Raw genomic sequence first — 23,470 nt, 5'->3', positions numbered from 1 at the left:
CATCAATTTAAGATCCACGATCACACAAAGATGAAATATCACCCACATTCTCTTGGGGCCTACCGACTCGACAGATCGACGAAAAATGATCAGACAACGTGGATCAATTCACAGTTACACATTAATTGATCACAAAAAATTCACAGCACGCTAAAGGCCCGATCGGCGAAGGATCCTTGCGCTTATTTTCGTTAACCGTATAATTGCGCGCCCGGAGACTGGATAACAACCCACGGGTTTATGATTGACTAATCATCAGCCAGTGATTACAATCCGGCCTCTTTGTTGAGAGGCGTCGGACGAACAGTCCCACGTCGGGTTAACAAAACCTAAAAACTGATCAGTAATAAGGTAGAAACCATGAAACGCACTTTTCAACCTTCAGTTCTAAAGCGCAAGCGCACTCACGGTTTCCGTGCTCGCATGGCAACTAAGAACGGTCGCAAGGTTATTGGCGCTCGTCGCGCGAAAGGCCGTAAGCAGCTTTCAAAATAATCCATTGCGATTTTGAATAAGCTAGCTTTTCCTCGGGAGTTACGTCTGTTAACTCCCGAACACTTTAACTCTGTCTTCCAGCAACCTCATCGCGCTGGCAGTCCGCACTTAACTATTCTCGCCAGAAACAACAAACTTGGTCAGGCCCGACTCGGTCAAGCTGTGCCTAAAAAACAAATTAAGCTCGCTGTTGACAGAAATCGGTTCAAACGCCAGGTGCGGGAAAGTTTCCGTCTGCGTCAACATGAATTGCCTTCAAAAGATTTTGTGGTGATCGCTAAAAAAAGTGCCAACGACCTCAGCAACGACGAATTGAGGACGCTGCTCGATAAGTTATGGTTACGTTTATCACGTCCGCCGCGAAAACGCTGATAATCGGCTTCATCCGCTTTTATCAGTTGGCCATCAGTCCACTCATTGGACCACGATGTCGTTTTCATCCCACCTGTTCTCATTACGCGATAGAAGCGGTCAACCGTCACGGTGTGATAAAAGGTGTTTGGTTAGCCAGTAAACGTCTATTAAAATGCCATCCTTTAAACGCTGGTGGTTACGATCCTGTGCCACCTAACGAAAATGATAATCGAGACAATTAACAATGGATTCCCAACGTAATATCCTGTTGATTGCCCTACTTTTCGTCTCTTTCCTGCTTTATCAGCAGTGGAATGTCGAAACATCCCCTCAACCACAGGGACAGGGCGTAACACAGCAAGCACAAACCAGTGGTGATGTTCCAGTCGGCTCGGATGCCGTTCAGCCTATGGCCGACGCCGCAGTATCAGAAGATCTCATTACCATTGAGTCTGATGTTCTTAAGCTGACAGTGGATACCGAGGGTGGTGACGTTGTGCGTGCTGAATTGCGCCAGTACGACGATGAGCTGAATTCTGAGAAAAAATTTGTTCTGCTCAAATCTGAACCGGGTCATACCTTTACGGCACAAAGCGGCCTGATAGGCGCCAGCGGTATTGATACTCCACAAGGCCGTGCTCAGTTCAACGTCAGTGCTAAAGAGTTTGTGCTAGACAATGGACAAGACGAGCTGCGCGTTCCGATGACCATGGTAAAAGATGGCATCACTTACACCAAAACCTATGCGCTCAATCGTGGCAGCTACGCCATTGATGTGACTTATACCGTCGATAACCAGTCAGCTGAGACAGCAAGCGTAAAAATGTATGCTCAGCTAAAGCAGACCTTAATGGACGACGGTGGCAGCCTGACCATGCCAACATACCGTGGTGGCGTTTACTCGGCAGACAACCAGAAGTACGAGAAATACAGCTTTGATGATATGCAGGACAAGAATCTGAACCTGACTATCAGCGTGAACCCGTCTACCAAAGAAGAAGGCTGGGCTGCAATGATGCAGCACTACTTCGTCAGTGCTTGGATACCGCGCGAAGAGGGTGACACCAATCTGTTTACCCGTACCGAGAATGGCCAGGGTTTCATTGGTTTTCTTATGCCTCCGGTACAAATCGCACCAGGCACAGAAGACACCCTGAAAACTACGCTTTGGGTAGGTCCGAAGCTGCAAGACGAAATGAAAGCAACCGCGACTAACCTTGAGCTGACCGTAGACTACGGCTGGTTGTGGTTTATTGCCAGACCGCTGCACAGCCTGCTGACATTTATTCAGTCGCTTGTCTCTAACTGGGGTGTGGCAATTATCCTGATGACCATGGTTATCCGTGGTCTGATGTACCCACTGACAAAAGCGCAATACACGTCAATGGCGAAAATGCGCATGCTGCAACCTAAACTGCAGGAAATGCGTGAGCGCATTGGCGATGACCGTCAGCGCATGAGTCAGGAAATGATGGAGCTGTACAAGAAAGAGAAAGTAAACCCACTCGGTGGTTGTTTACCTCTGATACTACAGATGCCAATTTTCATTGCGTTCTATTGGTCGTTGATGGAGTCAGTCGAACTGCGTCATGCACCGTTTATGCTTTGGATTCAAGACCTGTCAGCACAAGACCCATACTACGTGCTGCCAGTCCTGATGGGAGCATCTATGTTCTTGATCCAGAAGATGAGTCCAAGCACCATCACAGACCCAATGCAGCAGAAGATCATGAACTTTATGCCAATCATGTTCACAGTATTCTTCCTGTGGTTCCCGTCAGGCCTGGTACTGTACTGGCTGGTGTCTAACATCATGACACTTATCCAGCAGTTTTTGATTTATCGCTCACTGGAGAAAAAAGGCCTACACAGTAGAGCTTAACCTTCTATGAGCCAGAAAAGGCGGCCATCGGCCGCCTTTTTTCGTATATCTCTGTGTATTGAATATGCTGTTGAGCACCGCATTACGATACACTTAACCGCAGTTTTGAATTGAACAGGTAATTAGCATGTTAGAGCACAATGACACCATCGTGGCGCAAGCAACACCGCCAGGACGAGGTGGTGTCGGGATCATTCGCGTGTCTGGCCCAAAAGCACGCGACGTTGCAGCGCAGGTTGTAGGCAAAGAACTCTCAGTCAGACACGCCGAATACCTCTCTTTCAATGATGCTGACGGCAAGGCTCTGGATCAGGGAATTGCCTTATACTTCCAAGCTCCCAACTCGTTCACTGGTGAGGATGTTCTCGAGCTTCAGGGACACGGTGGTCCTGTGCTTATGGACATGTTAATAAAGCGTATTGTGGCCATAGAAGGTATTCGCACGGCACGCCCGGGTGAGTTCTCTGAGCGCGCATTCCTCAACGATAAACTGGATCTGGCTCAGGCTGAAGCCATTGCCGACCTCATTGACGCTAGCTCAGAGCAAGCCGCAAAATCAGCGCTGCAAAGCCTACAGGGCGCCTTCTCTGGCAAAGTTAATGAATTGGTCGAAGGGCTGATTCACCTCCGCATGTATGTGGAAGCAGCCATTGATTTTCCGGAAGAAGAAATTGACTTTCTCTCCGACGGAAAAGTGTCCAACGACCTTAATTCGATTATCGAACAGCTTGAAGCCGTCCGCCGAGAGGCAAATCAGGGCGCTATCATGCGCGAAGGCATGAAGGTGGTCATCGCAGGCAGACCAAACGCAGGTAAATCCAGCCTGTTGAACGCACTGTCCGGAAAAGAGACCGCTATCGTCACTGACATTGCAGGCACAACACGTGATGTGCTTCGAGAACATATCCATATCGACGGTATGCCGCTTCACATCATTGATACCGCAGGTCTTCGTGATGCGTCTGACGAGGTGGAACGTATTGGTATTGAGCGTGCTTGGGATGAAATAGCCAATGCTGACCGGGTTTTATTTATGGTTGATGGCACCACGACCGATGCCTCTCGCCCCGAAGAGATCTGGCCTGAATTTATCGACCGTTTACCTGCGTCAGTCGGCATTACCGTGATCCGTAACAAAGCGGATCTGACCGATGAAACGCTCGGGATCTGTCATGCAAACAACCCTACGCTGATCCGGCTCAGTGCCATGACAGGAAAAGGGGTGGATGATCTTCGTGAACACCTTAAAGCCTGTATGGGGTTTTCAGGCGCAACAGAGGGTGGCTTTATGGCCAGACGTCGACACCTTGAAGCACTCGAAAAAGCGGCATCACACGTTTACACAGGAAGAGATCAGCTAGAAGGCTACATGGCTGGAGAAATCTTGGCAGAGGAACTTCGTCTCGCTCAGCAGCACTTAAATGAAATCACCGGTGAGTTCAGCTCAGATGATTTGCTGGGAAGGATATTCAGCTCATTCTGTATCGGTAAATAATTTCCATATCTGAGCCCTCAATGGGCTCTTTTTTTAGCACAAAGCACTGACCGCTTGTAGCCAAAAAACCGTCCGATTCGTTACCAATCATTGGGTTAGTTTTTATTTCAATAACAGAGTTGCCAATAAAGTTATTCACAGGTCGATATTTTATTCTGCCACAAAGATCTTCCCTTAAGCCCAGTAATCTCAGTAACTAACAGGATCTAGTTAAAATCTTCTCAAACTCTATAAACAGATCCATCCACAGATAAAAGTACGATCTTAATACAAACATATGGGTAAATACGCCTTTGCTAAACTCAAGCAAAGCTCATGTGATCGAGGCCTAGTTATGCAAGGCGTTCTGGATCCGATTACCAATATCGGTATCAAAAAATGTGATCGACAAGAATACGTCCATCTTCGGCTCACTAATCTCGTGGCTCTGATGAGTGTATTTATCTCGCTGATCATCAGTGCCGCGCTTCTATTAGCTTTCGGAAGCCCACAGGCAGCAATGACAAATGGCCTATTTCTTCTCCTCTATCCCATTACATGGATATTGAATTTAGAAGGATTGCGGAAACTGGCGTCGGGTTGGGTGCTGGTGGTTTTTTACAGCCATATAACCTGTCTCGCCCTACTTGTCTTTCCTCAGCAACTGCATACAGAACTGTTACTCGTTATTGGTCCAGTCGTAACAATGATTGTGTTCGGTAAATCACAGAAAGAATTGCTGTTTATTTCAACGGCTGCCACGGCGATATTGATGTTCTATTTATTCACCATGACAGACAATACCAAACTGCTTCCCCTCTCAGTAAAACCAACAAGCTTTGCGCTGTTTGTCGGTCTCTATCTAGCTTTTATGATTTTTCTTGTCTACTCCCATCTTTCTGAGCTTAACCACTTCCATCTCAGCGCTGAGCGAAATCTAGAGCGTGATCCACTCACAGACACGTTAAATGGCTATGAAATATATCGAAGAAGCACCACGCTGATAACTGGCCTCAACAGCACACTGTCAGTCATTGTCATTGATATCGATAAATTCCAGAACATCAATAACGAACATGGATGGGACAAAGGCGATTTGACCTTGGTGGACATAGCAAACCAACTGAGAGCGGACCTGGCTGATATCAACTGCCACATAGGAAGACTCCATGCCGACAGGTTCGTCATACTGCTTCCAGAACAAACACTTAGCGACGCGCTTGAACTCGCTGAAGCACTGAAAACCTCGATCAGAACCCGAACCTTACTTTTCGAAACAGGCGCGATTCAATTTAGCGCAGGTATTGGCGTGGCAACGCGCCAGACAGATATTGTCGACGGATACCGACTAATAGATGCGGCAAACAGCGCAGTCAGGCAGGCAAAGAAGTATGGCGATGGAAAAGTTAGCGTCGCTTCAAAACATCAGTTACAAAAAGCAGTGTCACCACTGTATCAGCCACACAGCTTGACTCCCCTTTCTAATAGACGGAATACTAGCCCACGTTACTAATCACACTTAGGGAAAGCGATGAAAGGAATAACCCTCATTACCGGTAGCACACTAGGTGGTGCCGAGTACGTGGCTGATCACTTATCAGAGATCCTTGAAAAACAAGGACTGAATACAGAGGTAATCAACGAAGCAGAGTTAAAAGATCTGTCTCTCAACGATCAATTACTACTCATTACATCAACACATGGTGCAGGCGATTTCCCAGATACCTTGGCGCCAATGATGGAAGAGTTAGAAAGCCAAAAACCAGATCTCTCAGCACTTAATTTTGCTGTCATTGCCATCGGCGATTCGAGTTACGACACGTTTTGCGGCGCAGGAAAAAAAGCAGATTCACTATTAGAGCAACTCGGCGCAAAACGCGTGGCTGATAGGCTCGACATCGATATCCTGGAAAACCCACTTCCAGAGGAGCCTGCCGAAGCATGGTTATCTCAGTGGAAATTAAAGATATGTGAATAACTCTCGAGAGTGCTGTTATAAAAACTTATTCAATTTAAAAAATCATACTGTGGATAACTATAGATCTAAACGGTGATCAACCTATAGTTATCCCTTTAATAGATCTAGTCCCTCTAACCCCCTGTGTATAAATAGCCATTTTGATCCCAAGCGATACAGTAGTTGATCCAAGCTCCCCCACAGAAAGTGATCCTTCTTAAATGCATGATCATGTTGATCAAATAACACTTATCCACATGGATCGCCTCCCTTAATAAAAGATCTAATAGAAGATCTATCTAAAAGATCTTTATATATTTTAAAGAGAAAAGGGTTCGATCAAAGATCACACTTTTTGTTCTCTCATGAAAGCAAACAGGGTAGAATATCCACCCTTTTGAACAAACCAATCGATCAACCTATTCCTTCGAGGTAACAACATGTTTTACCAGGATAACTTTGACGTCATCGTTGTTGGTGGTGGTCATGCAGGCACAGAAGCAGCGCTGGCCGCTGCACGTATGGGGCAACAAACCCTACTGCTGACACACAATATTGATACGTTGGGGCAAATGTCATGTAACCCTGCTATCGGGGGGATCGGAAAAGGACATCTGGTAAAAGAAGTCGATGCGTTGGGCGGTGTCATGGCTAGTGCTATCGACAAAGGCGGCATTCAATTTCGCACCTTGAACTCATCAAAAGGCCCAGCTGTTCGAGCCACACGGGCACAAGCTGACAGACTGCTGTACAAATCAGCCGTTCGTGAGACATTGGAAAATCAACCCAACCTCATGCTGTTTCAACAAGCAGTTACCGATTTGATCGTTGAGAACGATCAGGTCATGGGTGTTATCACTGAAATGGGGCTCAAATTCCGCGCACAAGCCGTTGTATTGACCGTGGGTACCTTCCTTGGTGGAAAGATCCATATCGGTCTAGAAAACTACTCAGGAGGCCGCGCAGGCGATCCTCCGTCGATTGCGCTTGCAGATCGTCTCCGAGCTTTGCCATTCAGGGTTGATCGATTAAAAACAGGTACACCGCCTCGTATTGATGCACGCACTGTTGATTTCTGCGTCATGCAAACACAACACGGTGATGATCCACGCCCGGTATTTTCATTTATGGGTGACAAGTCAGAGCACCCGAAACAGTTGCCATGTTTTATTACCTATACCAACGAAAAAACGCATGATGTGATCCGCAGTAATCTCGATCGTAGCCCCATGTATGCGGGTGTGATTGAAGGCATAGGTCCTCGCTACTGCCCATCTATCGAAGACAAGGTCATGCGGTTTGCGGACAAGGACCGCCACCAGATTTTCGTTGAGCCAGAAGGACTAACAACCCATGAGTTGTACCCAAATGGCATTTCAACCAGCCTGCCCTTTGATGTTCAAATGTCGATCATTCATTCGATCGAAGGTTTTGAGAATGCAGGGTGATCCGACCGGGTTATGCCATCGAGTATGACTTTTTCGATCCGAGGGATCTCAAGCAAACGTTTGAAACCAAATATATGAGTGGCCTCTTTTTTGCTGGCCAAATCAACGGTACAACGGGTTATGAAGAGGCAGCAGCGCAAGGCTTGGTTGCTGGCTGTAATGCTGCGCTGTTCTCGCAGGGCAAAGAGGGCTGGAGTCCACGTCGTGACGAGGCATATATGGGTGTCTTGATTGATGATTTATCGACCATGGGCACGAAAGAACCTTATCGGATGTTCACATCGCGCGCCGAATACAGACTGTTATTGCGTGAAGATAACGCTGATATTCGTCTAACAGAAACTGGCCGTAAACTGGGTCTGGTTGACGATGCTCGTTGGCAACGCTTCAGTGAAAAAATGGAAAATATTGAGCAGGAAAGGCAACGCCTGCGTGATACGTGGATCCACCCGACGTCAGAACATGCCGAGGCCATGAACAGCCATCTTAAATCTCCGCTCACGCGAGAAGCGAGCGGTGAAGATTTGTTGCGCCGCCCCGAGATGACTTACGATCAACTGGTCAGTAATCCTACCTTCGGGCCCGCTCACAACGATCAGCAAGCTCGCGAGCAAGTTGAGATTCAAGTTAAGTATGCGGCTATATCGACCGTCAGAAAGACGAAATCGCCAAATCACAACGTCATGAGAACACACAGTTGCCGACAGGGCTGGATTTCAAGCAAATCAAAGGACTGTCAAACGAAGTCGTTGCCAAGCTTGAAGATGCACGTCCAGAGACGATTGGCAAAGCATCACGCATTTCAGGCGTGACACCTGCCGCTGTCTCTATCCTTTTGGTTTACATGAAAAAACAAGGCATGCTCAAAAAAGGAGCGTGAACGTAAGTGAAAGAATATCTCGCACAACTCATTGAACAAGCAGAGATCGAGATCCCTGCACCGCAACAACAACAGCTGCTTGGCTATGTTGAAATGCTCAACAAGTGGAACAAAGCGTACAATTTGACGTCGGTACGCGAGCCAAAAGAGATGGTGGTCAAACATATTCTCGACAGCTTGGTCGTCAGTGAGCACTTGGATGGACAACGATTCATTGATGTTGGCACAGGCCCCGGATTACCGGGTATCCCGCTGGCAATCGTAAACCCTGAAAAATCGTTTACTCTTCTCGACAGTCTCGGCAAGCGGATCCGATTCATTCGACAGGTTATCCATGAGCTGAACATCGATAATGTCACGCCCGTTCAGAGCCGGGTTGAAGAATTTCGCCCAGAGTTAGGTTTTGATGGCGTGCTGAGTCGTGCATTCGCTTCAATTGACGATATGGTCAACTGGTGTCGCCATCTACCGGGCGAAAATGGGCGTTTTTATGCGCTGAAAGGCCAGTTGGATAATCTCGAGCTTGATAACCTTCCTACTGATTGTTCCGTGACCGATATCAAATCTTTGACTGTTCCGGCACTTGAAGGTCAGCGTCATCTAGTAATCTTGTCTTCAGAGGACTAAAAGACGAGGTGCTTGTGGGAAAGGTCATTGCGATAGCTAATCAGAAAGGTGGTGTAGGGAAAACCACAACCTGTGTCAATCTTGCCGCATCACTTGCAGCAACGAAAAGAAACGTATTGGTGATTGATCTGGACCCTCAGGGGAACGCGACCATGGCCAGTGGTGTGGATAAGTATAATGTTGCAGCGACGGCCTATGAGCTGCTTGTTGAAGATACGCCTTTTGAGCAAGTGGTGGTGACAGAAACATCAGGTGGCTACCACCTTATCGCTGCGAATGGCGATGTGACGGCCGCTGAAATCAAGCTCATGGAAGTGTTTGCCCGCGAAGTCCGCCTGCGAAATGTTCTAGAAAGCGTCAGGGATAAATATGATTTTATTTTCATTGATTGCCCGCCCTCGCTTAACCTATTGACCATCAATGCGATGACTGCCGCGAATTCAGTGCTGGTTCCAATGCAGTGTGAGTATTTTGCACTGGAAGGATTAACTGCCTTGATGGACACCATCAGTAAATTGGCTGGTGTGGTCAATGAAGACCTCCATGTTGAGGGCTTACTTCGTACCATGTACGACCCTCGCAACCGCCTGTCGGTTGAGGTCTCTGAACAAATCAAAAAACACTTCGGTGATAAAGTTTACCGGACGGTTATTCCCCGTAATGTTCGTCTTGCAGAAGCGCCAAGCCATGGACGCCCGGCAATGTATTACGATAAATACTCCAGCGGTGCCAAATCTTATCTGGCATTGGCCGGAGAGATGCTGAGGCGGGAGGAAATAGCCCGTCAGTCAGCAGACGTGCTAAATGCTTCTTAAGGACACACCATGAATGCAACAAAACGAGGTCTTGGAAAAGGCCTGGACGCCCTGCTCGCCACCAGTACCAAGGCGCAGGCGCGGGTTCACTTTGAAGCAGAGCCGCAAAAAAACACCGATTCTGAGAGTGAGCTGCAGTACTTACCTGTGCAACAACTCCAGCCTGGTGCTTATCAGCCAAGACAGGACATGGTCGAAGAAGCGCTGGAAGAATTGGCTGAGTCTATCCGCGCTCAGGGGATCATCCAACCGTTGGTGGTTCGCAAGCTGTCTGACAGCAACTACGAGATAATTGCAGGTGAACGACGTTGGCGTGCAGCCAAGCGTGTTGGTCTATCTGTTGTCCCGTGTCTGGTTCGGACACTGGACGATAAAGCGGCCAGTGCCGTGGCGTTGATTGAGAATATTCAACGTGAAGATCTTAACGCAATGGAAGAAGCGCAAGCACTGGAGCGTCTTGTTGCTGATTTTACCCTCACCCACCAACAGCTTGCCGATGCCTCGGTAAGTCCCGTACCGCGATCAGTAACCTACTGCGCCTGAATGGACTGGAGTCTGATGTTAAAACCCTGCTGCTTGAGCAGCAGCTCGATATGGGGCATGCTCGTGCCTTACTCGGACTTGAAGGCGAAAAGCAGGTAGAAGCGGCAAAAGAATCTGTTGAACGAAAATTAACCGTTAGGCAAACGGAGGCGCTGGTTAAGAAATACCTGACGCCACAAAAGCCCGCTCAGCCCGAAGAAAAGTCGCCTGAGCTGACAAAAATGGAAGATCGGTTCAATGAAAAGTTCGGCACACCCGTCCAATTGTCACAACGCAAAAACGGAAGTGGTAAACTAGTGATTAACTTCGAACAATCGCAGCAATTGATGCAAATTCTTGCAACGCTGGGTATAGAAGTGTGAACATGCATGTTTTAAGCTTTGTTACATTAATTTGCTAACTGTGATCAACCATACCTGTTGTAAAATTTAGTCTCCATTTTTGAGATGTTCAGATTGCATTCAATAATGTGAAACGTATAATTTTCGCAGTTTTCCCAGCACGGCAATTTTTTGTGCTAAGTGGAAAGGAATCGAGGAACTAATACATGGTATCGACGCTCGCACGATCTGGTCGCAGGCTCGCGAAAAGATTATTGCTTCTGCAGGCGTGCGTCGTGTTAGCAACGGCAATCACGATGGCTATGGTCATCAATGTCGACTGGGGAATATCAGCGCTCATCGGAGGAGGGATATTTGTTGTTGCAAATACCGCTTTTGCTGTGTGTGCTTTCCTGTTTAGTGGGGCTAGAGCTGCCAAATCGGTAGTGACATCATTTTACGGTGGTGAAGTCCTCAAAATCCTGCTTACAGTCAGCTTGTTTTCCGTTGTTTACCTGTATGCCGAGGTGGAACTCGTTCCCCTCAAACTGACCTATTTGCTGGTACTTGGGGTCAACATCCTTGCACCAGTTTTATTCATTAACAACAACAAATAGGATGAGTTATGGCTGCGTCAGGTGATGCGCTTACGTCAGAAAGTTACATCCAGCACCACTTACAACACTTGTCGACTGACAAGCTTGGTCTTGTGGAGCCAGGAAGTTTCTGGACGTTACATATTGATAGCCTGTTTTTCTCTGTCCTGCTCGGGCTCGGCTTTTTATGGCTGTTCCGTTCAGTAGCAAAGAAAGCAACCACAGGAGTCCCGGGTAAGCTTCAGTGCGCGGTTGAAATTCTGGTAGAGTTTGTGGATGAAAACGTCCGTGACACCTTCCAGGGCAAAAACCCGTTGATAGCGCCTTTGGCTCTGACGATTTTCGTTTGGATATTTCTGATGAACTTAATGGACCTCGTGCCCATTGATTTCCTTCCGTATCCAGCGGAACTGGCAGGCATTCCATACCTTAAAGTTGTTCCTTCAGCAGACGTCAACATCACTATGGGTATGGCCCTGAGTGTCTTTGCTTTGATGGTGTACTACAGCATCAAAATGAAAGGCCTTGGTGGCTTTGCAAAAGAGCTTGCTCTTCACCCATTCAACCATCCGATTGCTATACCTTTCAACCTGATGCTGGAAGTGATCTCGCTACTTGCGAAGCCACTCTCCCTCGGCATGCGTTTGTTCGGTAACATGTTTGCGGGTGAGGTGGTGTTTATCCTGTGTGCAGCATTGCTGCCATGGTGGGGACAATGGCTGGGATCATTGCCTTGGGCAATATTCCACATCCTGGTAATTACAATCCAGGCCTTTGTATTTATGATGCTTACCATTGTGTACCTGTCTCAGGCACACACAGTGGATGACCATTAATAATTTTAACTTTTTTTCTACTTTTCCGGCATAGTGCCGACAACAAGAAACTGGAGATAGTGATGGAAACTTTATTAGGCTTTTCTGCAATTGCCGTTGGCGTCATTGTAGGTCTTGCTGCACTGGGTACAGCAATTGGCTTTGCAATTCTGGGCGGTAAATTCCTGGAAGGTGCAGCGCGTCAACCAGAGATGGCTCCAATGCTGCAGGTGAAAATGTTCATCATCGCAGGTCTGCTGGATGCAATCCCAATGATCGGTATCGTTATCGCTCTGCTTATCATCTTTGCTAACCCGTTCGTTGGCCAACTTGCTTAAGTCGCTTGAACTTTTACCTGAAGCTAACTAGAAGGGAGGCGCTGTTGTGAATATCAACGCTACTCTGATTGGCCAGGCGATCGCATTCTTTATGTTCGTGGTGTTCTGCATGAAGTATGTATGGCCACCACTTATGCAAGCGATTGAGGAACGTCAGAAGAAAATTGCTGACGGTCTAGCGGCGGCTGATCGTGCCGCAAAAGACCTGGATTTGGCCCAGGCTAATGCTTCCGACCAACTGGCAGAAGCAAAGCGCGCTGCAACTGAGATCATCGAGCAGGCGAATAAGCGTAAAGCACAAATTATTGATGAAGCTCGCGATGAAGCAAATGCTGAACGTGACAATATCCTGACTCAGGGTAAAGCTGAAATCGATGCTGAACGCAATCGTGCTCGCGATGAACTGCGCAAACAAGTTGCAACTCTAGCCGTTATCGGTGCTGAGAAAATTCTGGAGCGCTCAATTGATGAGTCTGCTCATAAAGATATTCTCGATAAAATCACTGCAGAACTTTAATAAGGAGGGGCCGCCATGTCTGAACTGACAACTATTGCACGCCCCTACGCTAAAGCAGCATTTGATTTGGCGGTGGAGCAAAACGAGCTGGACCAGTGGTCTGAAATGCTCGCTTTCTCTGCCGAGGTTACTAGAAATGAAACCATTGCTGATTTACTGAGTGGCTCTGTCACTGCGGATAAATTAGCCAATATTTTTGTTTCAGTCTCTGGTGATCAGCTCAACGAAAAAGGTCAAAACCTTATTAAGGTATTGGCTGATAATGGCCGTTTAAAAGCGTTGCCGGAAGTGTGCACTCAGTTTATGGCGCTTCGCCGTGAACACGAAAAGCAGGTTGATGTTGAAGTCCTCTCTGCGGTTGTGCTTGAACAAGCGCAACTTGATGCCATTACCGTCAAGCTGGAAGCGCGCCTTGAGCGCAAAGTGAAGCTGAACTGTAGTGTAGACGAGACCCTGGTTGCCGGGGTTGTGATTCGAGCTGGAGACTTGGTCATCGATAACTCAGTAAGTGGCCGTATTCGCCGCCTGAGCGATGCATTGCAGTCTTGATTTGGGGAATTGGAGCATGCAACTTAATTCCACGGAGATTAGCGACCTGATCAAACAACGTATCGAAAAATTCGACGTTGTAAGTGAAGCTCGCAACGAAGGTACCATCGTGTCAGTCAGCGACGGTATCATTCGCATCCATGGCCTTGCTGACGCAATGCAAGGTGAAATGATTGAACTACCAGGCAACCGTTACGCACTGGCGCTTAACCTTGAGCGCGACTCTGTAGGTGCGGTTGTGATGGGCCCTTATGCTGACCTTCAGGAAGGCATGAAAGTAACAGGTACTGGCCGCATTCTGGAAGTGCCAGTAGGTCCTGAACTTCTGGGTCGTGTTGTTAATACTCTGGGTGAGCCAATCGACGGTAAAGGTCCGATTGAAGCTAAGCTGACTTCTCCAGTAGAAGTTATCGCACCGGGCGTAATCGCACGTAAGTCAGTAGATGAGCCAGTACAAACTGGTTATAAGTCTGTTGACTCGATGATCCCAATCGGCCGTGGCCAGCGTGAGCTGATCATCGGTGACCGTCAGACTGGTAAAACAGCGCTGGCGATTGATGCGATCATCAACCAAAAAGACTCTGGCATTTTCTCTATCTATGTAGCGATTGGTCAGAAAGCCTCTACCATTGCAAACGTTGTACGTAAGCTGGAAGAGCATGACGCACTGAAAAACACCATCGTTGTTGTTGCCTCTGCTTCTGAAGCAGCTGCTCTACAATACCTTGCGCCATACTCTGGCTGTGCAATGGGTGAATATTTCCGTGACCGCGGCGAAGATGCACTGATCGTATATGATGATCTGTCAAAGCAAGCTGTTGCTTACCGTCAGATTTCTCTGTTGCTGCGTCGTCCACCGGGCCGTGAAGCTTTCCCTGGTGATGTATTTTACCTCCACTCTCGCCTGCTTGAGCGTGCTGCTCGTGTTAGCGAAGATTACGTTGAGAAATTCACCAATGGTGAAGTGAAAGGTAAGACTGGCTCTTTGACTGCTCTTCCAATCATCGAAACGCAAGCGGGTGACGTATCAGCATTCGTACCGACCAACGTTATCTCAATCACTGATGGCCAGATCTTCCTGCAAACTGAATTGTTTAACGCAGGTATCCGTCCGGCAGTTGACCCAGGTATCTCGGTATCTCGTGTTGGTGGTTCTGCTCAAACGAAAATCATCAAGAAACTGTCAGGCGGTATCCGTACTGCACTTGCACAGTATCGTGAACTGGCAGCATTTGCTCAGTTCTCGTCTGATCTTGATGAGGCAACGAAGAAGCAGCTGGACCACGGTCAGAAAGTTACTGAGCTGATGAAGCAGAAGCAGTATGCACCAATGTCTGTATTTGAGCAGGCTCTGGTTATTTTCTCTGCGGAGAAAGGCTTCCTGACAGACGTTGACACTGACAAGCTGGGCGATTTCGAAGCCGCGCTGCTGGCGTTTGCTAAGTCACAACACGCCGAATTGGTTGCTCAGATTGATGAATCTGGTAACTACAACGGTGAAATCGAAGGTCAGCTAACCAAGCTGGTTGAAGATTTCAAGGCAACGCAAACTTGGTAATGCGCAGAGGGCCGCTTCGGCGGTCTTCTGGTAATGGAGAGTAACGATGGCCGGCGGAAAAGAAATTCGCAATAAGATTGGAAGCGTCGAAAATACGCAGAAAATCACCAAAGCGATGGAAATGGTGGCTGCTTCTAAAATGCGTCGTTCGCAAGAAGCTATGCAGTCATCACGTCCATACGCGGTCACTATGCGCAAAGTGATCGGTCATGTCGCACTTGGTAACCTCGAGTATCGCCATCCATATATGGAAGAGCGTGAAGCCAAGCGCGTCGGTTACATCATTGTTTCTACTGACCGTGGCCTGTGTGGCGGTTTGAACATCAATATGTTCAAACGTGCTGTTAAGGATATGCAGGAATGGTCTGATAAAGGTGTTGAAATCGACACTGCACTTATCGGGTCAAAAGCCATAGCGTTCTTTAACACCTACGGTGGAAACGTTTCAGCACAAGTTTCAGGTATGGGTGATAACCCGTCTCTGGACGAACTCATCGGTACTGTCGGTGTAATGCTGAAAAAATATGATGAAGGCCAGCTGGATCGCCTGTATCTGGTTTACAACAACTTTGTAAATACCATGACGCAGGAGCCAGTAATCGATCAATTGCTGCCTTTGCCTAAGTCAGAAGACGAAGACATGCAACGCAACCATGCTTGGGACTATGTCTATGAGCCCGAGCCTAAACCTCTGCTGGATACTCTGTTGGTTCGTTATGTCGAATCACAAGTGTACCAAGGGGTTGTTGAGAATCTAGCTTGTGAACAAGCTGCACGTATGGTTGCGATGAAAGCTGCAACAGATAACGCAGGAAATCTGATTGATGAACTGCAACTGGTGTACAACAAAGCCCGTCAGGCTGCAATTACTCAGGAGCTGTCGGAAATCGTTTCCGGTGCAGCGGCTGTTTAAGGCAAGGGCCAACGAACTATTTTAGAGGAATAACGATGGCTACAGGTAAGATCGTCCAGATCATCGGTGCGGTAGTCGACGTAGAGTTTTCACAAGAGTCTGTACCTCAGGTATATGATGCACTTAATGTGAAACGTGAAGGCGAGCGTCTGGTGCTGGAAGTTCAGCAACAGCTAGGTGGTGGTATCGTACGTACTATCGCTATGGGTTCTTCTGACGGTCTGCGTCGTGGACTGGAAGTAGAAAACACAGGTAAACCAATCGAAGTGCCAGTTGGTTCAGAAACTCTAGGACGTATCATGAACGTTCTGGGTGACTCTATCGACGAGCGTGGTGATATCGGTGAGAAAGAGCGTTACTCAATCCACCGTGAAGCACCAAGCTATGAAGACCAGTCTAATGCGACTGAACTTTTGGAAACTGGTGTTAAAGTTATCGACCTTATCTGCCGTTCGCGAAGGGGGGTAAGATCGGTCTGTTCGGTGGTGCAGGTGTAGGTAAGACCGTTAACATGATGGAGCTTATCAACAACATCGCACTTCAACACTCAGGTCTGTCAGTTTTCGCTGGTGTAGGTGAGCGTACTCGTGAGGGTAACGACTTCTACCACGAAATGCAGGAAGCGGGTGTTGTTAACATCGAAAATCCTGAAGAATCAAAAGTGGCCATGGTATACGGTCAGATGAACGAGCCACCAGGTAACCGTCTGCGCGTTGCACTGACTGGTTTGACGATGGCTGAGAAGTTCCGTGACGAAGGTCGTGATGTACTTCTGTTTGTCGATAACATCTATCGTTACACCCTTGCAGGTACTGAGGTATCGGCACTTCTGGGGCGTATGCCTTCAGCAGTAGGTTACCAGCCTACACTGGCTGAAGAAATGGGTGTTCTTCAGGAGCGTATCACGTCAACGAAGACGGGTTCTATCACATCTGTTCAGGCGGTTTACGTTCCTGCGGATGACTTGACTGACCCATCTCCAGCAACGACGTTCGCTCACTTGGATGCAACCGTTGTACTGTCTCGCCAAATCGCTTCTCTGGGTCTATACCCAGCGATCGACCCACTGGATTCAACGTCACGTATGCTTGATCCTTTGGTTGTTGGTCAAGAGCACTATGACATTGCCCGTGGCGTACAGAGCGTACTTCAGCGTTATAAAGAGCTGAAAGACATCATCGCTATCCTGGGTATGGACGAGCTGTCTGAAGAAGATAAGTTGACTGTTGCGCGTGCACGTAAGATTGAGCGTTTCCTGACGCAAAACTATCACGTTGCAGAAGTCTTCACTGGTCAAAAAGGTGTTTACGTTCCGCTGAAAGATACCCTGCGTAGCTTCAAGGGTCTCCTTGGTGGTGAGTACGACGATGTTCCAGAGCAGGCATTCATGTATTGCGGCTCTATCGACGAAGCACTCGAGAACGCGAAGAACCTGTAAGGTTTTTAGGAGGCGATATGGCAGCTAAAACCTTCCACCTGGATGTGGTCAGTGCCGAGAAAGAACTTTTCTCTGGCTCTACTGAGTCTATTCAGGTGACCGGTAGTGAGGGTGAGTTGGGTATTTTCCCTAATCACACCCCGCTGCTGACCGCCATCACGCCAGGCATGATCCGTATTACAAAGCATGACGGTCAGGATGAGGTTATTTATCTCTCTGGCGGTACGCTGGAAGTTCAACCAAGCGCAGTCACTGTGCTTGCGGACACCGCTATTCGTGGTGAAGAACTGGATCAGGCTAAGGCTGAAGAAGCGAAGCGCCGTGCTGAAGAGCAGATGCTTGATAAGCACAACGACATGGACTTCGCTCAGGCGTCCAGTGACTTGGCAAAAGCGATGGCTCAGCTTCGTGTTATCGAACTGACAAAACTCGTTCGCAAATAATTTGCCAGCAACAAAAAAAGCGACCTTATGGTCGCTTTTTTTATGACATTTGTATTTCTAAGTAGTCGTTTATGACTGCTTTTTTGGGCTTTTTGTCGCCCTTTTTTGTCGTTTACCTGCCTTTTGAACCTTTTTCGTTTAGACTGTTCCGCAATTTTTGTTTCAAGGAACTGTCAACCATGAATTTTAGCGCAGTTATTCTTGCTGCTGGCAAAGGTACCCGTATGTACTCTAACCTGCCCAAAGTCCTTCATACTTTGGCGGGTCGACCAATGGTTAAGCACGTTATCGATACGTGTAACTCTGTGGGTGCGGATAATCTCCATCTTGTTTACGGGCATGGTGCTGAGCAAATGCAGACTGCGCTGGCTGTAGAGACGTTAAACTGGTACTGCAAGCAGAACAATTGGTACAGGCCATGCCGTTGATCAAGCCTCTGGGGAATTTCGCGACGAAGAGCAAATTCTGGTGCTCTATGGCGATGTGCCTCTTATCAGTGACCAAACGATTGAGAACCTTCTAGAAGCGCAGCCAGACGGCGGAATTGCACTTTTAACAGTGGTGCTCGATGATCCTTCTGGCTATGGCCGTATCATTCGCCGAAATGGCCCTGTGGTCGCGATTGTTGAAGATAAAGACGCCTCACAAGAACAAAAGCTAATAAAAGAGTGTAATACTGGTGTGATGGTCGCTACCGGACGAGACTTACGCCGTTGGTTATCACTTCTTAACAATAACAATGCACAGGGTGAATACTACCTGACTGATGTTATTGCATTGGCGCATGATGAGGGTCGTGCTGTCGAAGCTGTTCATCCTGTATCAACCATTGAAGTGGAAGGGGTGAACAACCGTGTGCAACTTGCCCGTTTAGAAAGGGCCTTCCAAGCTCAACAGGCCGAAAACTTGCTCATCAGCGGTGTGATGCTTCGTGACCCAGCACGTTTTGATTTGCGTGGTACCTTGCAGTGTGGTGTGGACACTGAGATTGACGTTAATGTCGTCATCGAGGGAAATGTCTCTATCGGCGATAATGTAGTGATTGGTGCCGGTTGTGTGCTTAAAGATTGTGAAATCGATGATAATACAATTGTTCGCCCTTACAGTGTCATTGAAGGTGCATCCATCGGCGAAGATTGTACTGTTGGGCCGTTTACCCGTCTAAGACCCGGTGCAGAGCTTACTGAAGATAGTCACGTGGGTAACTTTGTCGAAGTTAAAAACGCCAAGTTAGGAAAAGGGTCAAAAGCCAATCATCTCACTTATCTGGGCGATGCTGTGATTGGTGAGCGCGTCAATGTGGGGGCAGGGACGATTACCTGTAACTACGATGGTGCAAATAAACATCAGACTATCATTGAGGATGATGTCTTCGTCGGCTCTGATACTCAGCTGGTGGCACCTGTTACCGTCGGAAAAGGTGCGACAATTGGTGCAGGGACAACGGTAACCTCAAATGTCGGTGAAGGCCAGCTTGCTATCACTCGCGCTAAATCGCGTCACATTGACGGTTGGCAACGCCCGGTCAAAAAGTAAATAAGCCCTAAATCACGCGAGGCGTATACTGTGATTTATGGCAAAAAGGGTGTTTTTTCTCTTTGTTTGGTTAAAAGCTAAGCAAACGAAAAATAGGGGGTTGACGCCTTTCTGAATCCACCCTATTATACGCGCCTCAGTTGGGGTATCGCCAAGCGGTAAGGCAACGGGTTTTGATCCCGTCATTCCCAGGTTCGAATCCTGGTACCCCAGCCAACGCGTCCGTAGCTCAGCTGGATAGAGTACCTGGCTACGAACCAGGCGGTCGGAGGTTCGAATCCTCCCGGACGCGCCATCTTACTCCCTACCAAGAGTATGATGAAAAATTAGGTGTGCGGAAGTGGCGGAATTGGTAGACGCACCAGATTTAGGTTCTGGCGCCGCAAGGTGTGAGAGTTCAAGTCTCTCCTTCCGCACCATTCATTTGAATAACGTGCTTGAGAGCGTGTTATTATTGGGGTATCGCCAAGCGGTAAGGCAACGGGTTTTGATCCCGTCATTCCCAGGTTCGAATCCTGGTACCCCAGCCATTAATTTAGGTTGGCTACGTAGCTCAGTTGGTTAGAGCACATCACTCATAATGATGGGGTCACAGGTTCGAATCCCGTCGTAGCCACCACTTATTCAGAAAGTGCAAGCTTTCGACAGACGAAACAGACCTACCATCTGTTTAACTGAAAAGTACGTCTGAAATTTTGCGGCGGTGGCGGAATTGGTAGACGCGCTAGCTTCAGGTGCTAGTGTCCGAAAGGATGTGAGGGTTCAAGTCCCTCCCCCCGCACCAAACAGTGCCAATAGCAATTGCTATTCGGACAACAATTTGCGGAAGTGGCGGAATTGGTAGACGCACCAGATTTAGGTTCTGGCGCCGCAAGGTGTGAGAGTTCAAGTCTCTCCTTCCGCACCATATTAAAAGCAGGCCGGAAGGCCTGCTTTTTTTCTATCTAAACGAAATAAACCTGCCTCTTTGTCTCTTTTTTCGCCCTATCTACTGTATTTCCATACTCACGTATAATTTGCGATATAAAATAAGCGCATAGACGCTTTGCATGTCTTGATCTTTTTTCAATCTATAATATTATCTTTCGAAACGAAAGTTTGGTGGTTACATGTCGAAACGTAATACCCAGCAAAGACGGCATGCCATTATGGCTATGTTATCGGAGCAGGGAGAAGTAAGCGTTGATAAGCTATCCTCTTTGTTTGAAACCTCAGAAGTGACTATCCGTAAGGATCTGGCTGAGCTAGAGAAAAACGGTATTCTGTTACGTCGGTACGGTGGTGCAGTCCCCGTTCCTGCTGAAATGGTTTCGGAAAGTGTGGTTAAAGTTTCGGAACGAAAGAAACGTATCGCTATCGCCGCGGCTTCGCGTATACGCGACCATAATCGTGTTGTGATAGACAGCGGTTCGACGACTGCTGCGCTCATTCCTCTGCTTGCTGAAAAGCATGGGTTAGTGGTGATGACTAACTCGCTGAAAGTGGCTAACTCGATTACTGAACTCGAGCGTGAAGTGACACTTTTGATGACGGGAGGAACATGGGACCCACATTCAGAGGCATTTCAGGGGCAAGTAGCTGAACAGGCACTTCGGGCGTACGACTTCGATCAACTTTTCATTGGCGCTGATGGTATCGATGCAGAGCGCGGTACGACAACCTTCAATGAGTTGATTGGCTTGAGTCGGGTGATGGCTGAAGTATCACGAGAAGTGGTGGTAATGGTAGAGTCCGAAAAGATTGGACGAAAGATCCCTAACCTTGAACTTCCGTGGCAAGCGATCACGACGCTTGTGACAGACAGCGGGATTGACGACAACACCAAACAGGCGATTGAACAACGAGGCATAACCGTAATCTATGCCTCAGATTAGGACATCTGACGATAAGGTAATTTATGTGCGGAATAGTTGGGGCAGTAGCTCAGCGTGATGTTGCCGAGATTCTGGTTGAAGGCTTAAAGCGACTCGAATATCGAGGGTATGACTCCGCAGGGCTTGCGGTATCAGACAGCGATGGGAATTTACATCGTTTGCGCCGCTTAGGGAAAGTAAAAGCGCTTTCAGATGCAGTCGCTGATACTTCTGTAATCGGAGGAGCGGGTATCGCCCACACGCGTTGGGCCACGCATGGTGAACCCAGTGAGGCTAATGCTCATCCACATATATCAGGCCAGTATATTGTTGTTGTTCACAATGGGATCATCGAAAACCATCAGATCCTTCGTGAAAAGCTTCAACAACGTGGTTACGCATTCAGCTCTCAAACTGATACAGAGGTCATAGCGCATCTTGTGGACTGGGAACTCAGCCAGAAGGACGATGACCTTTTGGAGGCATTTAGGCGCGCAATAAGCCAACTTGAAGGAGCCTATGGTACCGTTGTCATGGACAAGCGCCAGCCTGACCACCTCGTTGCCGCACGCTCTGGCAGCCCTTTGGTCATTGGCTTAGGCATAGGTGAAAACTTTCTCGCTTCTGACCAGCTTGCTCTTTTGAACGTTACCCGTCGATTTATGTTCCTTGAAGAAGGAGATATCGCCCGCGTCACCCGCCGTGAGATTGAGGTATTTGATAACACAGGCACGCCAGTCGAACGAGAGGTTCAAGAATCATCAATCAACCACGATGTGGCAGATAAAGGCCAGTATCGCCACTACATGCAAAAAGAAATCTTTGAACAGCCGTCTGCGTTGATCAATACACTGGAAAATCGGCTTGGTAATAAAACCGTGCTGGTGGAGAGCTTTGGGCAGAACGCTGAAGAGATTTTTGCTAAAGCGCAGCATATTCAAATTATCGCTTGCGGGACGTCGTACAATGCAGGAATGGTTGCCAGATACTGGTTCGAATCATTGGCAGGAATAAGCTGCGATGTAGAAATAGCTTCTGAATTCCGTTACCGCAATTTTGTCAGCCGTCCAAACAGCCTGTTGCTGACTATCTCGCAATCTGGCGAGACCGCTGACACTCTGGCTGCGCTGAGACTGGCCAAGCAACGTGCTATATGGCAGCCATGACCATCTGTAACGTGCCTGGTTCATCGTTGGTTCGCGAATCGGATTTGGCCTTTATGACCCGCGCTGGTGCTGAAATTGGTGTTGCTTCAACCAAAGCCTTTACCACCCAGCTGGCTTCATTGTTAATGCTGGTGACTGCTGTAGGCAAAGTACAGCACACTATCGATGAGGCCCTCGAAGCGCAAATTGCTAAAACATTGCACCGCTTACCGGCAACGCTGGAGAAAGCGTTGGCGTTTGATAAAGACATCGAAGCATTGGCAGAGGATTTTGCCGAGAAGCACCACGCACTGTTTCTTGGCCGCGGGGAGTTCTACCCAATCGCCATAGAGGCTGCGCTCAAGCTCAAGGAAATTTCCTATATCCATGCTGAGGCCTACGCAGCGGGTGAGTTAAAGCACGGCCCTCTGGCGTTGATTGACGCTGATATGCCAGTCATTGTTGTCGCTCCTAATAATGAATTGCTCGAAAAACTGAAATCAAATATTGAGGAAGTGCGTGCTCGTGGTGGTCAGCTCTACGTATTCGCGGATAAAGATGCCGGTTTTGTTGAGTCGGAAAACATGAAGATCATCGCCATGCCGCATGTAGACGATATCGTGGCACCCATTTTCTATACACTCCCTATGCAGCTTCTGTCTTACCATGTTGCGCTTATAAAGGGGACTGACGTTGATCAGCCTCGTAACCTCGCAAAAGCTGTAACAGTCGAGTAGCCATCAGGCTATATCGTCTCTAATACCATTTAACGGACACTCGGAGAGTAATCACTACTCTCCGTTTCTTTTTTTGCAAAATGCCTTCCCAGCTTTTATCTGCTGTCTGTCGAAATAGTCAGATACTGTCTCATTTGCAAAAAAGTAAATTCGCAATTTGCAAATCATTTCGCAGTTATTATCGTACACCACGCCCAGATTTATTTACAGTATGTCATTCCCATTACATAAGATTAT

The 23,470-nt window shown here is 47.9% G+C and carries 18 protein-coding genes, 7 tRNA genes and 5 pseudogenes; all 30 read left to right on the top strand.

Features of this window, described 5'->3' with window-relative positions:
• Nucleotides 1–360 precede the first annotated feature (360 nt).
• Nucleotides 361–495: a 50S ribosomal protein L34 gene (gene rpmH / locus CS022_RS17375; RefSeq protein ID WP_129123343.1), complete on the top strand. Its 135-nt coding sequence runs from the start codon at nucleotides 361–363 to the stop codon at nucleotides 493–495.
• Between the two features lie 12 nt (nucleotides 496–507).
• Nucleotides 508–867, top strand: a complete 360-nt coding sequence (rnpA, locus tag CS022_RS17370) for a ribonuclease P protein component (RefSeq protein WP_129123342.1) — start codon at nucleotides 508–510, stop codon at nucleotides 865–867.
• A complete protein-coding gene (gene yidD, locus CS022_RS17365; protein ID WP_129123341.1) occupies nucleotides 831–1,091 on the top strand; it encodes a membrane protein insertion efficiency factor YidD in 261 nt (86 codons plus the stop codon). Before rnpA ends, yidD begins: the two co-directional genes overlap by 37 nt.
• 2 nt (nucleotides 1,092–1,093) lie before the next feature.
• Nucleotides 1,094–2,731 (top strand): membrane protein insertase YidC, encoded by a 1,638-nt coding sequence (gene yidC / locus CS022_RS17360; RefSeq protein ID WP_129123340.1) that lies wholly within the window; start codon nucleotides 1,094–1,096, stop codon nucleotides 2,729–2,731.
• Nucleotides 2,732–2,858: 127 nt separating this feature from the next.
• Complete coding sequence (gene mnmE, locus CS022_RS17355; protein WP_129123339.1) at nucleotides 2,859–4,226, top strand: tRNA uridine-5-carboxymethylaminomethyl(34) synthesis GTPase MnmE; 1,368 nt, start codon at nucleotides 2,859–2,861, stop codon at nucleotides 4,224–4,226.
• Nucleotides 4,227–4,560: 334 nt separating this feature from the next.
• Nucleotides 4,561–5,718 (top strand): GGDEF domain-containing protein, encoded by a 1,158-nt coding sequence (locus CS022_RS17350; protein ID WP_161569662.1) that lies wholly within the window; start codon nucleotides 4,561–4,563, stop codon nucleotides 5,716–5,718.
• A gap of 18 nt (nucleotides 5,719–5,736) precedes the next feature.
• Nucleotides 5,737–6,183 (top strand): FMN-binding protein MioC, encoded by a 447-nt coding sequence (mioC, locus tag CS022_RS17345; protein WP_129123337.1) that lies wholly within the window; start codon nucleotides 5,737–5,739, stop codon nucleotides 6,181–6,183.
• A gap of 419 nt (nucleotides 6,184–6,602) precedes the next feature.
• A pseudogene (gene mnmG / locus CS022_RS17340) lies at nucleotides 6,603–8,490 on the top strand (tRNA uridine-5-carboxymethylaminomethyl(34) synthesis enzyme MnmG).
• Between the two features lie 6 nt (nucleotides 8,491–8,496).
• Entirely contained in the window at nucleotides 8,497–9,117 is a 621-nt protein-coding gene (rsmG, locus tag CS022_RS17335) for a 16S rRNA (guanine(527)-N(7))-methyltransferase RsmG (protein WP_129123336.1), read from the top strand.
• 14 nt (nucleotides 9,118–9,131) lie between these two features.
• A complete protein-coding gene (locus tag CS022_RS17330; protein ID WP_129123335.1) occupies nucleotides 9,132–9,932 on the top strand; it encodes a ParA family protein in 801 nt (266 codons plus the stop codon).
• A 9-nt stretch (nucleotides 9,933–9,941) separates the two neighbouring features.
• Nucleotides 9,942–10,837, top strand: a pseudogene (locus CS022_RS17325) (ParB/RepB/Spo0J family partition protein).
• Nucleotides 10,838–11,022: 185 nt separating this feature from the next.
• Nucleotides 11,023–11,412, top strand: a complete 390-nt coding sequence (locus CS022_RS17320; RefSeq protein WP_129123334.1) for a F0F1 ATP synthase subunit I — start codon at nucleotides 11,023–11,025, stop codon at nucleotides 11,410–11,412.
• Nucleotides 11,413–11,420: 8 nt separating this feature from the next.
• Entirely contained in the window at nucleotides 11,421–12,227 is an 807-nt protein-coding gene (gene atpB / locus CS022_RS17315; protein ID WP_129123333.1) for a F0F1 ATP synthase subunit A, read from the top strand.
• A 62-nt stretch (nucleotides 12,228–12,289) separates the two neighbouring features.
• A complete protein-coding gene (gene atpE / locus CS022_RS17310; RefSeq protein WP_129123332.1) occupies nucleotides 12,290–12,544 on the top strand; it encodes a F0F1 ATP synthase subunit C in 255 nt (84 codons plus the stop codon).
• A gap of 46 nt (nucleotides 12,545–12,590) precedes the next feature.
• Nucleotides 12,591–13,061 (top strand): F0F1 ATP synthase subunit B, encoded by a 471-nt coding sequence (gene atpF / locus CS022_RS17305; protein WP_129123331.1) that lies wholly within the window; start codon nucleotides 12,591–12,593, stop codon nucleotides 13,059–13,061.
• Between the two features lie 15 nt (nucleotides 13,062–13,076).
• Nucleotides 13,077–13,610 carry a F0F1 ATP synthase subunit delta gene (gene atpH, locus CS022_RS17300; RefSeq protein ID WP_129123330.1) on the top strand — a complete coding sequence of 178 codons (534 nt, stop codon included), beginning with the start codon at nucleotides 13,077–13,079 and terminating at the stop codon, nucleotides 13,608–13,610.
• Between the two features lie 16 nt (nucleotides 13,611–13,626).
• Nucleotides 13,627–15,168 carry a F0F1 ATP synthase subunit alpha gene (atpA, locus tag CS022_RS17295; RefSeq protein WP_129123329.1) on the top strand — a complete coding sequence of 514 codons (1,542 nt, stop codon included), beginning with the start codon at nucleotides 13,627–13,629 and terminating at the stop codon, nucleotides 15,166–15,168.
• Between the two features lie 46 nt (nucleotides 15,169–15,214).
• Nucleotides 15,215–16,081, top strand: coding sequence for a F0F1 ATP synthase subunit gamma (gene atpG, locus CS022_RS17290; RefSeq protein ID WP_129123328.1), 867 nt, complete (start codon nucleotides 15,215–15,217; stop codon nucleotides 16,079–16,081).
• A 35-nt stretch (nucleotides 16,082–16,116) separates the two neighbouring features.
• Nucleotides 16,117–17,519 (top strand): annotated as a pseudogene (gene atpD / locus CS022_RS17285) (F0F1 ATP synthase subunit beta).
• Nucleotides 17,520–17,536: 17 nt separating this feature from the next.
• Nucleotides 17,537–17,962, top strand: a complete 426-nt coding sequence (locus CS022_RS17280; protein WP_129123327.1) for a F0F1 ATP synthase subunit epsilon — start codon at nucleotides 17,537–17,539, stop codon at nucleotides 17,960–17,962.
• A 179-nt stretch (nucleotides 17,963–18,141) separates the two neighbouring features.
• Nucleotides 18,142–19,498 (top strand): annotated as a pseudogene (glmU, locus tag CS022_RS17275) (bifunctional UDP-N-acetylglucosamine diphosphorylase/glucosamine-1-phosphate N-acetyltransferase GlmU).
• A gap of 141 nt (nucleotides 19,499–19,639) precedes the next feature.
• Nucleotides 19,640–19,714 (top strand) — tRNA-Gln (locus CS022_RS17270).
• 2 nt (nucleotides 19,715–19,716) lie between these two features.
• Nucleotides 19,717–19,793: transfer RNA gene (locus CS022_RS17265), tRNA-Arg, on the top strand.
• A 39-nt stretch (nucleotides 19,794–19,832) separates the two neighbouring features.
• Nucleotides 19,833–19,917: transfer RNA gene (locus tag CS022_RS17260), tRNA-Leu, on the top strand.
• Between the two features lie 36 nt (nucleotides 19,918–19,953).
• Nucleotides 19,954–20,028, top strand: a tRNA-Gln gene (locus CS022_RS17255).
• Between the two features lie 12 nt (nucleotides 20,029–20,040).
• Nucleotides 20,041–20,117, top strand: a tRNA-Met gene (locus CS022_RS17250).
• A gap of 78 nt (nucleotides 20,118–20,195) precedes the next feature.
• Nucleotides 20,196–20,282, top strand: a tRNA-Leu gene (locus CS022_RS17245).
• 38 nt (nucleotides 20,283–20,320) lie between these two features.
• Nucleotides 20,321–20,405: transfer RNA gene (locus CS022_RS17240), tRNA-Leu, on the top strand.
• Nucleotides 20,406–20,607: 202 nt separating this feature from the next.
• On the top strand, nucleotides 20,608–21,372 hold the full coding sequence (locus CS022_RS17235; protein WP_129123326.1) for a DeoR/GlpR family DNA-binding transcription regulator: 765 nt from the start codon (nucleotides 20,608–20,610) through the stop codon (nucleotides 21,370–21,372).
• A 23-nt stretch (nucleotides 21,373–21,395) separates the two neighbouring features.
• A pseudogene (glmS, locus tag CS022_RS17230) lies at nucleotides 21,396–23,233 on the top strand (glutamine--fructose-6-phosphate transaminase (isomerizing)).
• Nucleotides 23,234–23,470: the final 237 nt, after the last annotated feature.

This window comes from Veronia nyctiphanis (genome assembly GCF_004116385.1).
In the GTDB taxonomy this organism is placed as follows: domain Bacteria; phylum Pseudomonadota; class Gammaproteobacteria; order Enterobacterales; family Vibrionaceae; genus Veronia; species Veronia nyctiphanis.
The sequence above is the reverse complement of the archived record's forward strand: the minus strand, read 5'-3'. Positions and strand labels throughout refer to the sequence as shown.

Excerpts from the sequence above, each read along its gene's own strand:
- rpmH (WP_129123343.1), top strand. The coding sequence starts at position 361 with ATGAAACGCACTTTTCAACCTTCAGTTCTAAAGCGCAAGCGCACTCAC.
- yidD (WP_129123341.1), top strand. The coding sequence starts at position 831 with ATGGTTACGTTTATCACGTCCGCCGCGAAAACGCTGATAATCGGCTTC.
- yidC (WP_129123340.1), top strand. The coding sequence starts at position 1,094 with ATGGATTCCCAACGTAATATCCTGTTGATTGCCCTACTTTTCGTCTCT.
- mnmE (WP_129123339.1), top strand. The coding sequence starts at position 2,859 with ATGTTAGAGCACAATGACACCATCGTGGCGCAAGCAACACCGCCAGGA.
- CS022_RS17350 (WP_161569662.1), top strand. The coding sequence starts at position 4,561 with ATGCAAGGCGTTCTGGATCCGATTACCAATATCGGTATCAAAAAATGT.
- mioC (WP_129123337.1), top strand. The coding sequence starts at position 5,737 with ATGAAAGGAATAACCCTCATTACCGGTAGCACACTAGGTGGTGCCGAG.
- CS022_RS17320 (WP_129123334.1), top strand. The coding sequence starts at position 11,023 with ATGGTATCGACGCTCGCACGATCTGGTCGCAGGCTCGCGAAAAGATTA.
- atpB (WP_129123333.1), top strand. The coding sequence starts at position 11,421 with ATGGCTGCGTCAGGTGATGCGCTTACGTCAGAAAGTTACATCCAGCAC.
- atpE (WP_129123332.1), top strand. The coding sequence starts at position 12,290 with ATGGAAACTTTATTAGGCTTTTCTGCAATTGCCGTTGGCGTCATTGTA.
- atpH (WP_129123330.1), top strand. The coding sequence starts at position 13,077 with ATGTCTGAACTGACAACTATTGCACGCCCCTACGCTAAAGCAGCATTT.
- atpA (WP_129123329.1), top strand. The coding sequence starts at position 13,627 with ATGCAACTTAATTCCACGGAGATTAGCGACCTGATCAAACAACGTATC.
- atpG (WP_129123328.1), top strand. The coding sequence starts at position 15,215 with ATGGCCGGCGGAAAAGAAATTCGCAATAAGATTGGAAGCGTCGAAAAT.
- CS022_RS17280 (WP_129123327.1), top strand. The coding sequence starts at position 17,537 with ATGGCAGCTAAAACCTTCCACCTGGATGTGGTCAGTGCCGAGAAAGAA.
- CS022_RS17235 (WP_129123326.1), top strand. The coding sequence starts at position 20,608 with ATGTCGAAACGTAATACCCAGCAAAGACGGCATGCCATTATGGCTATG.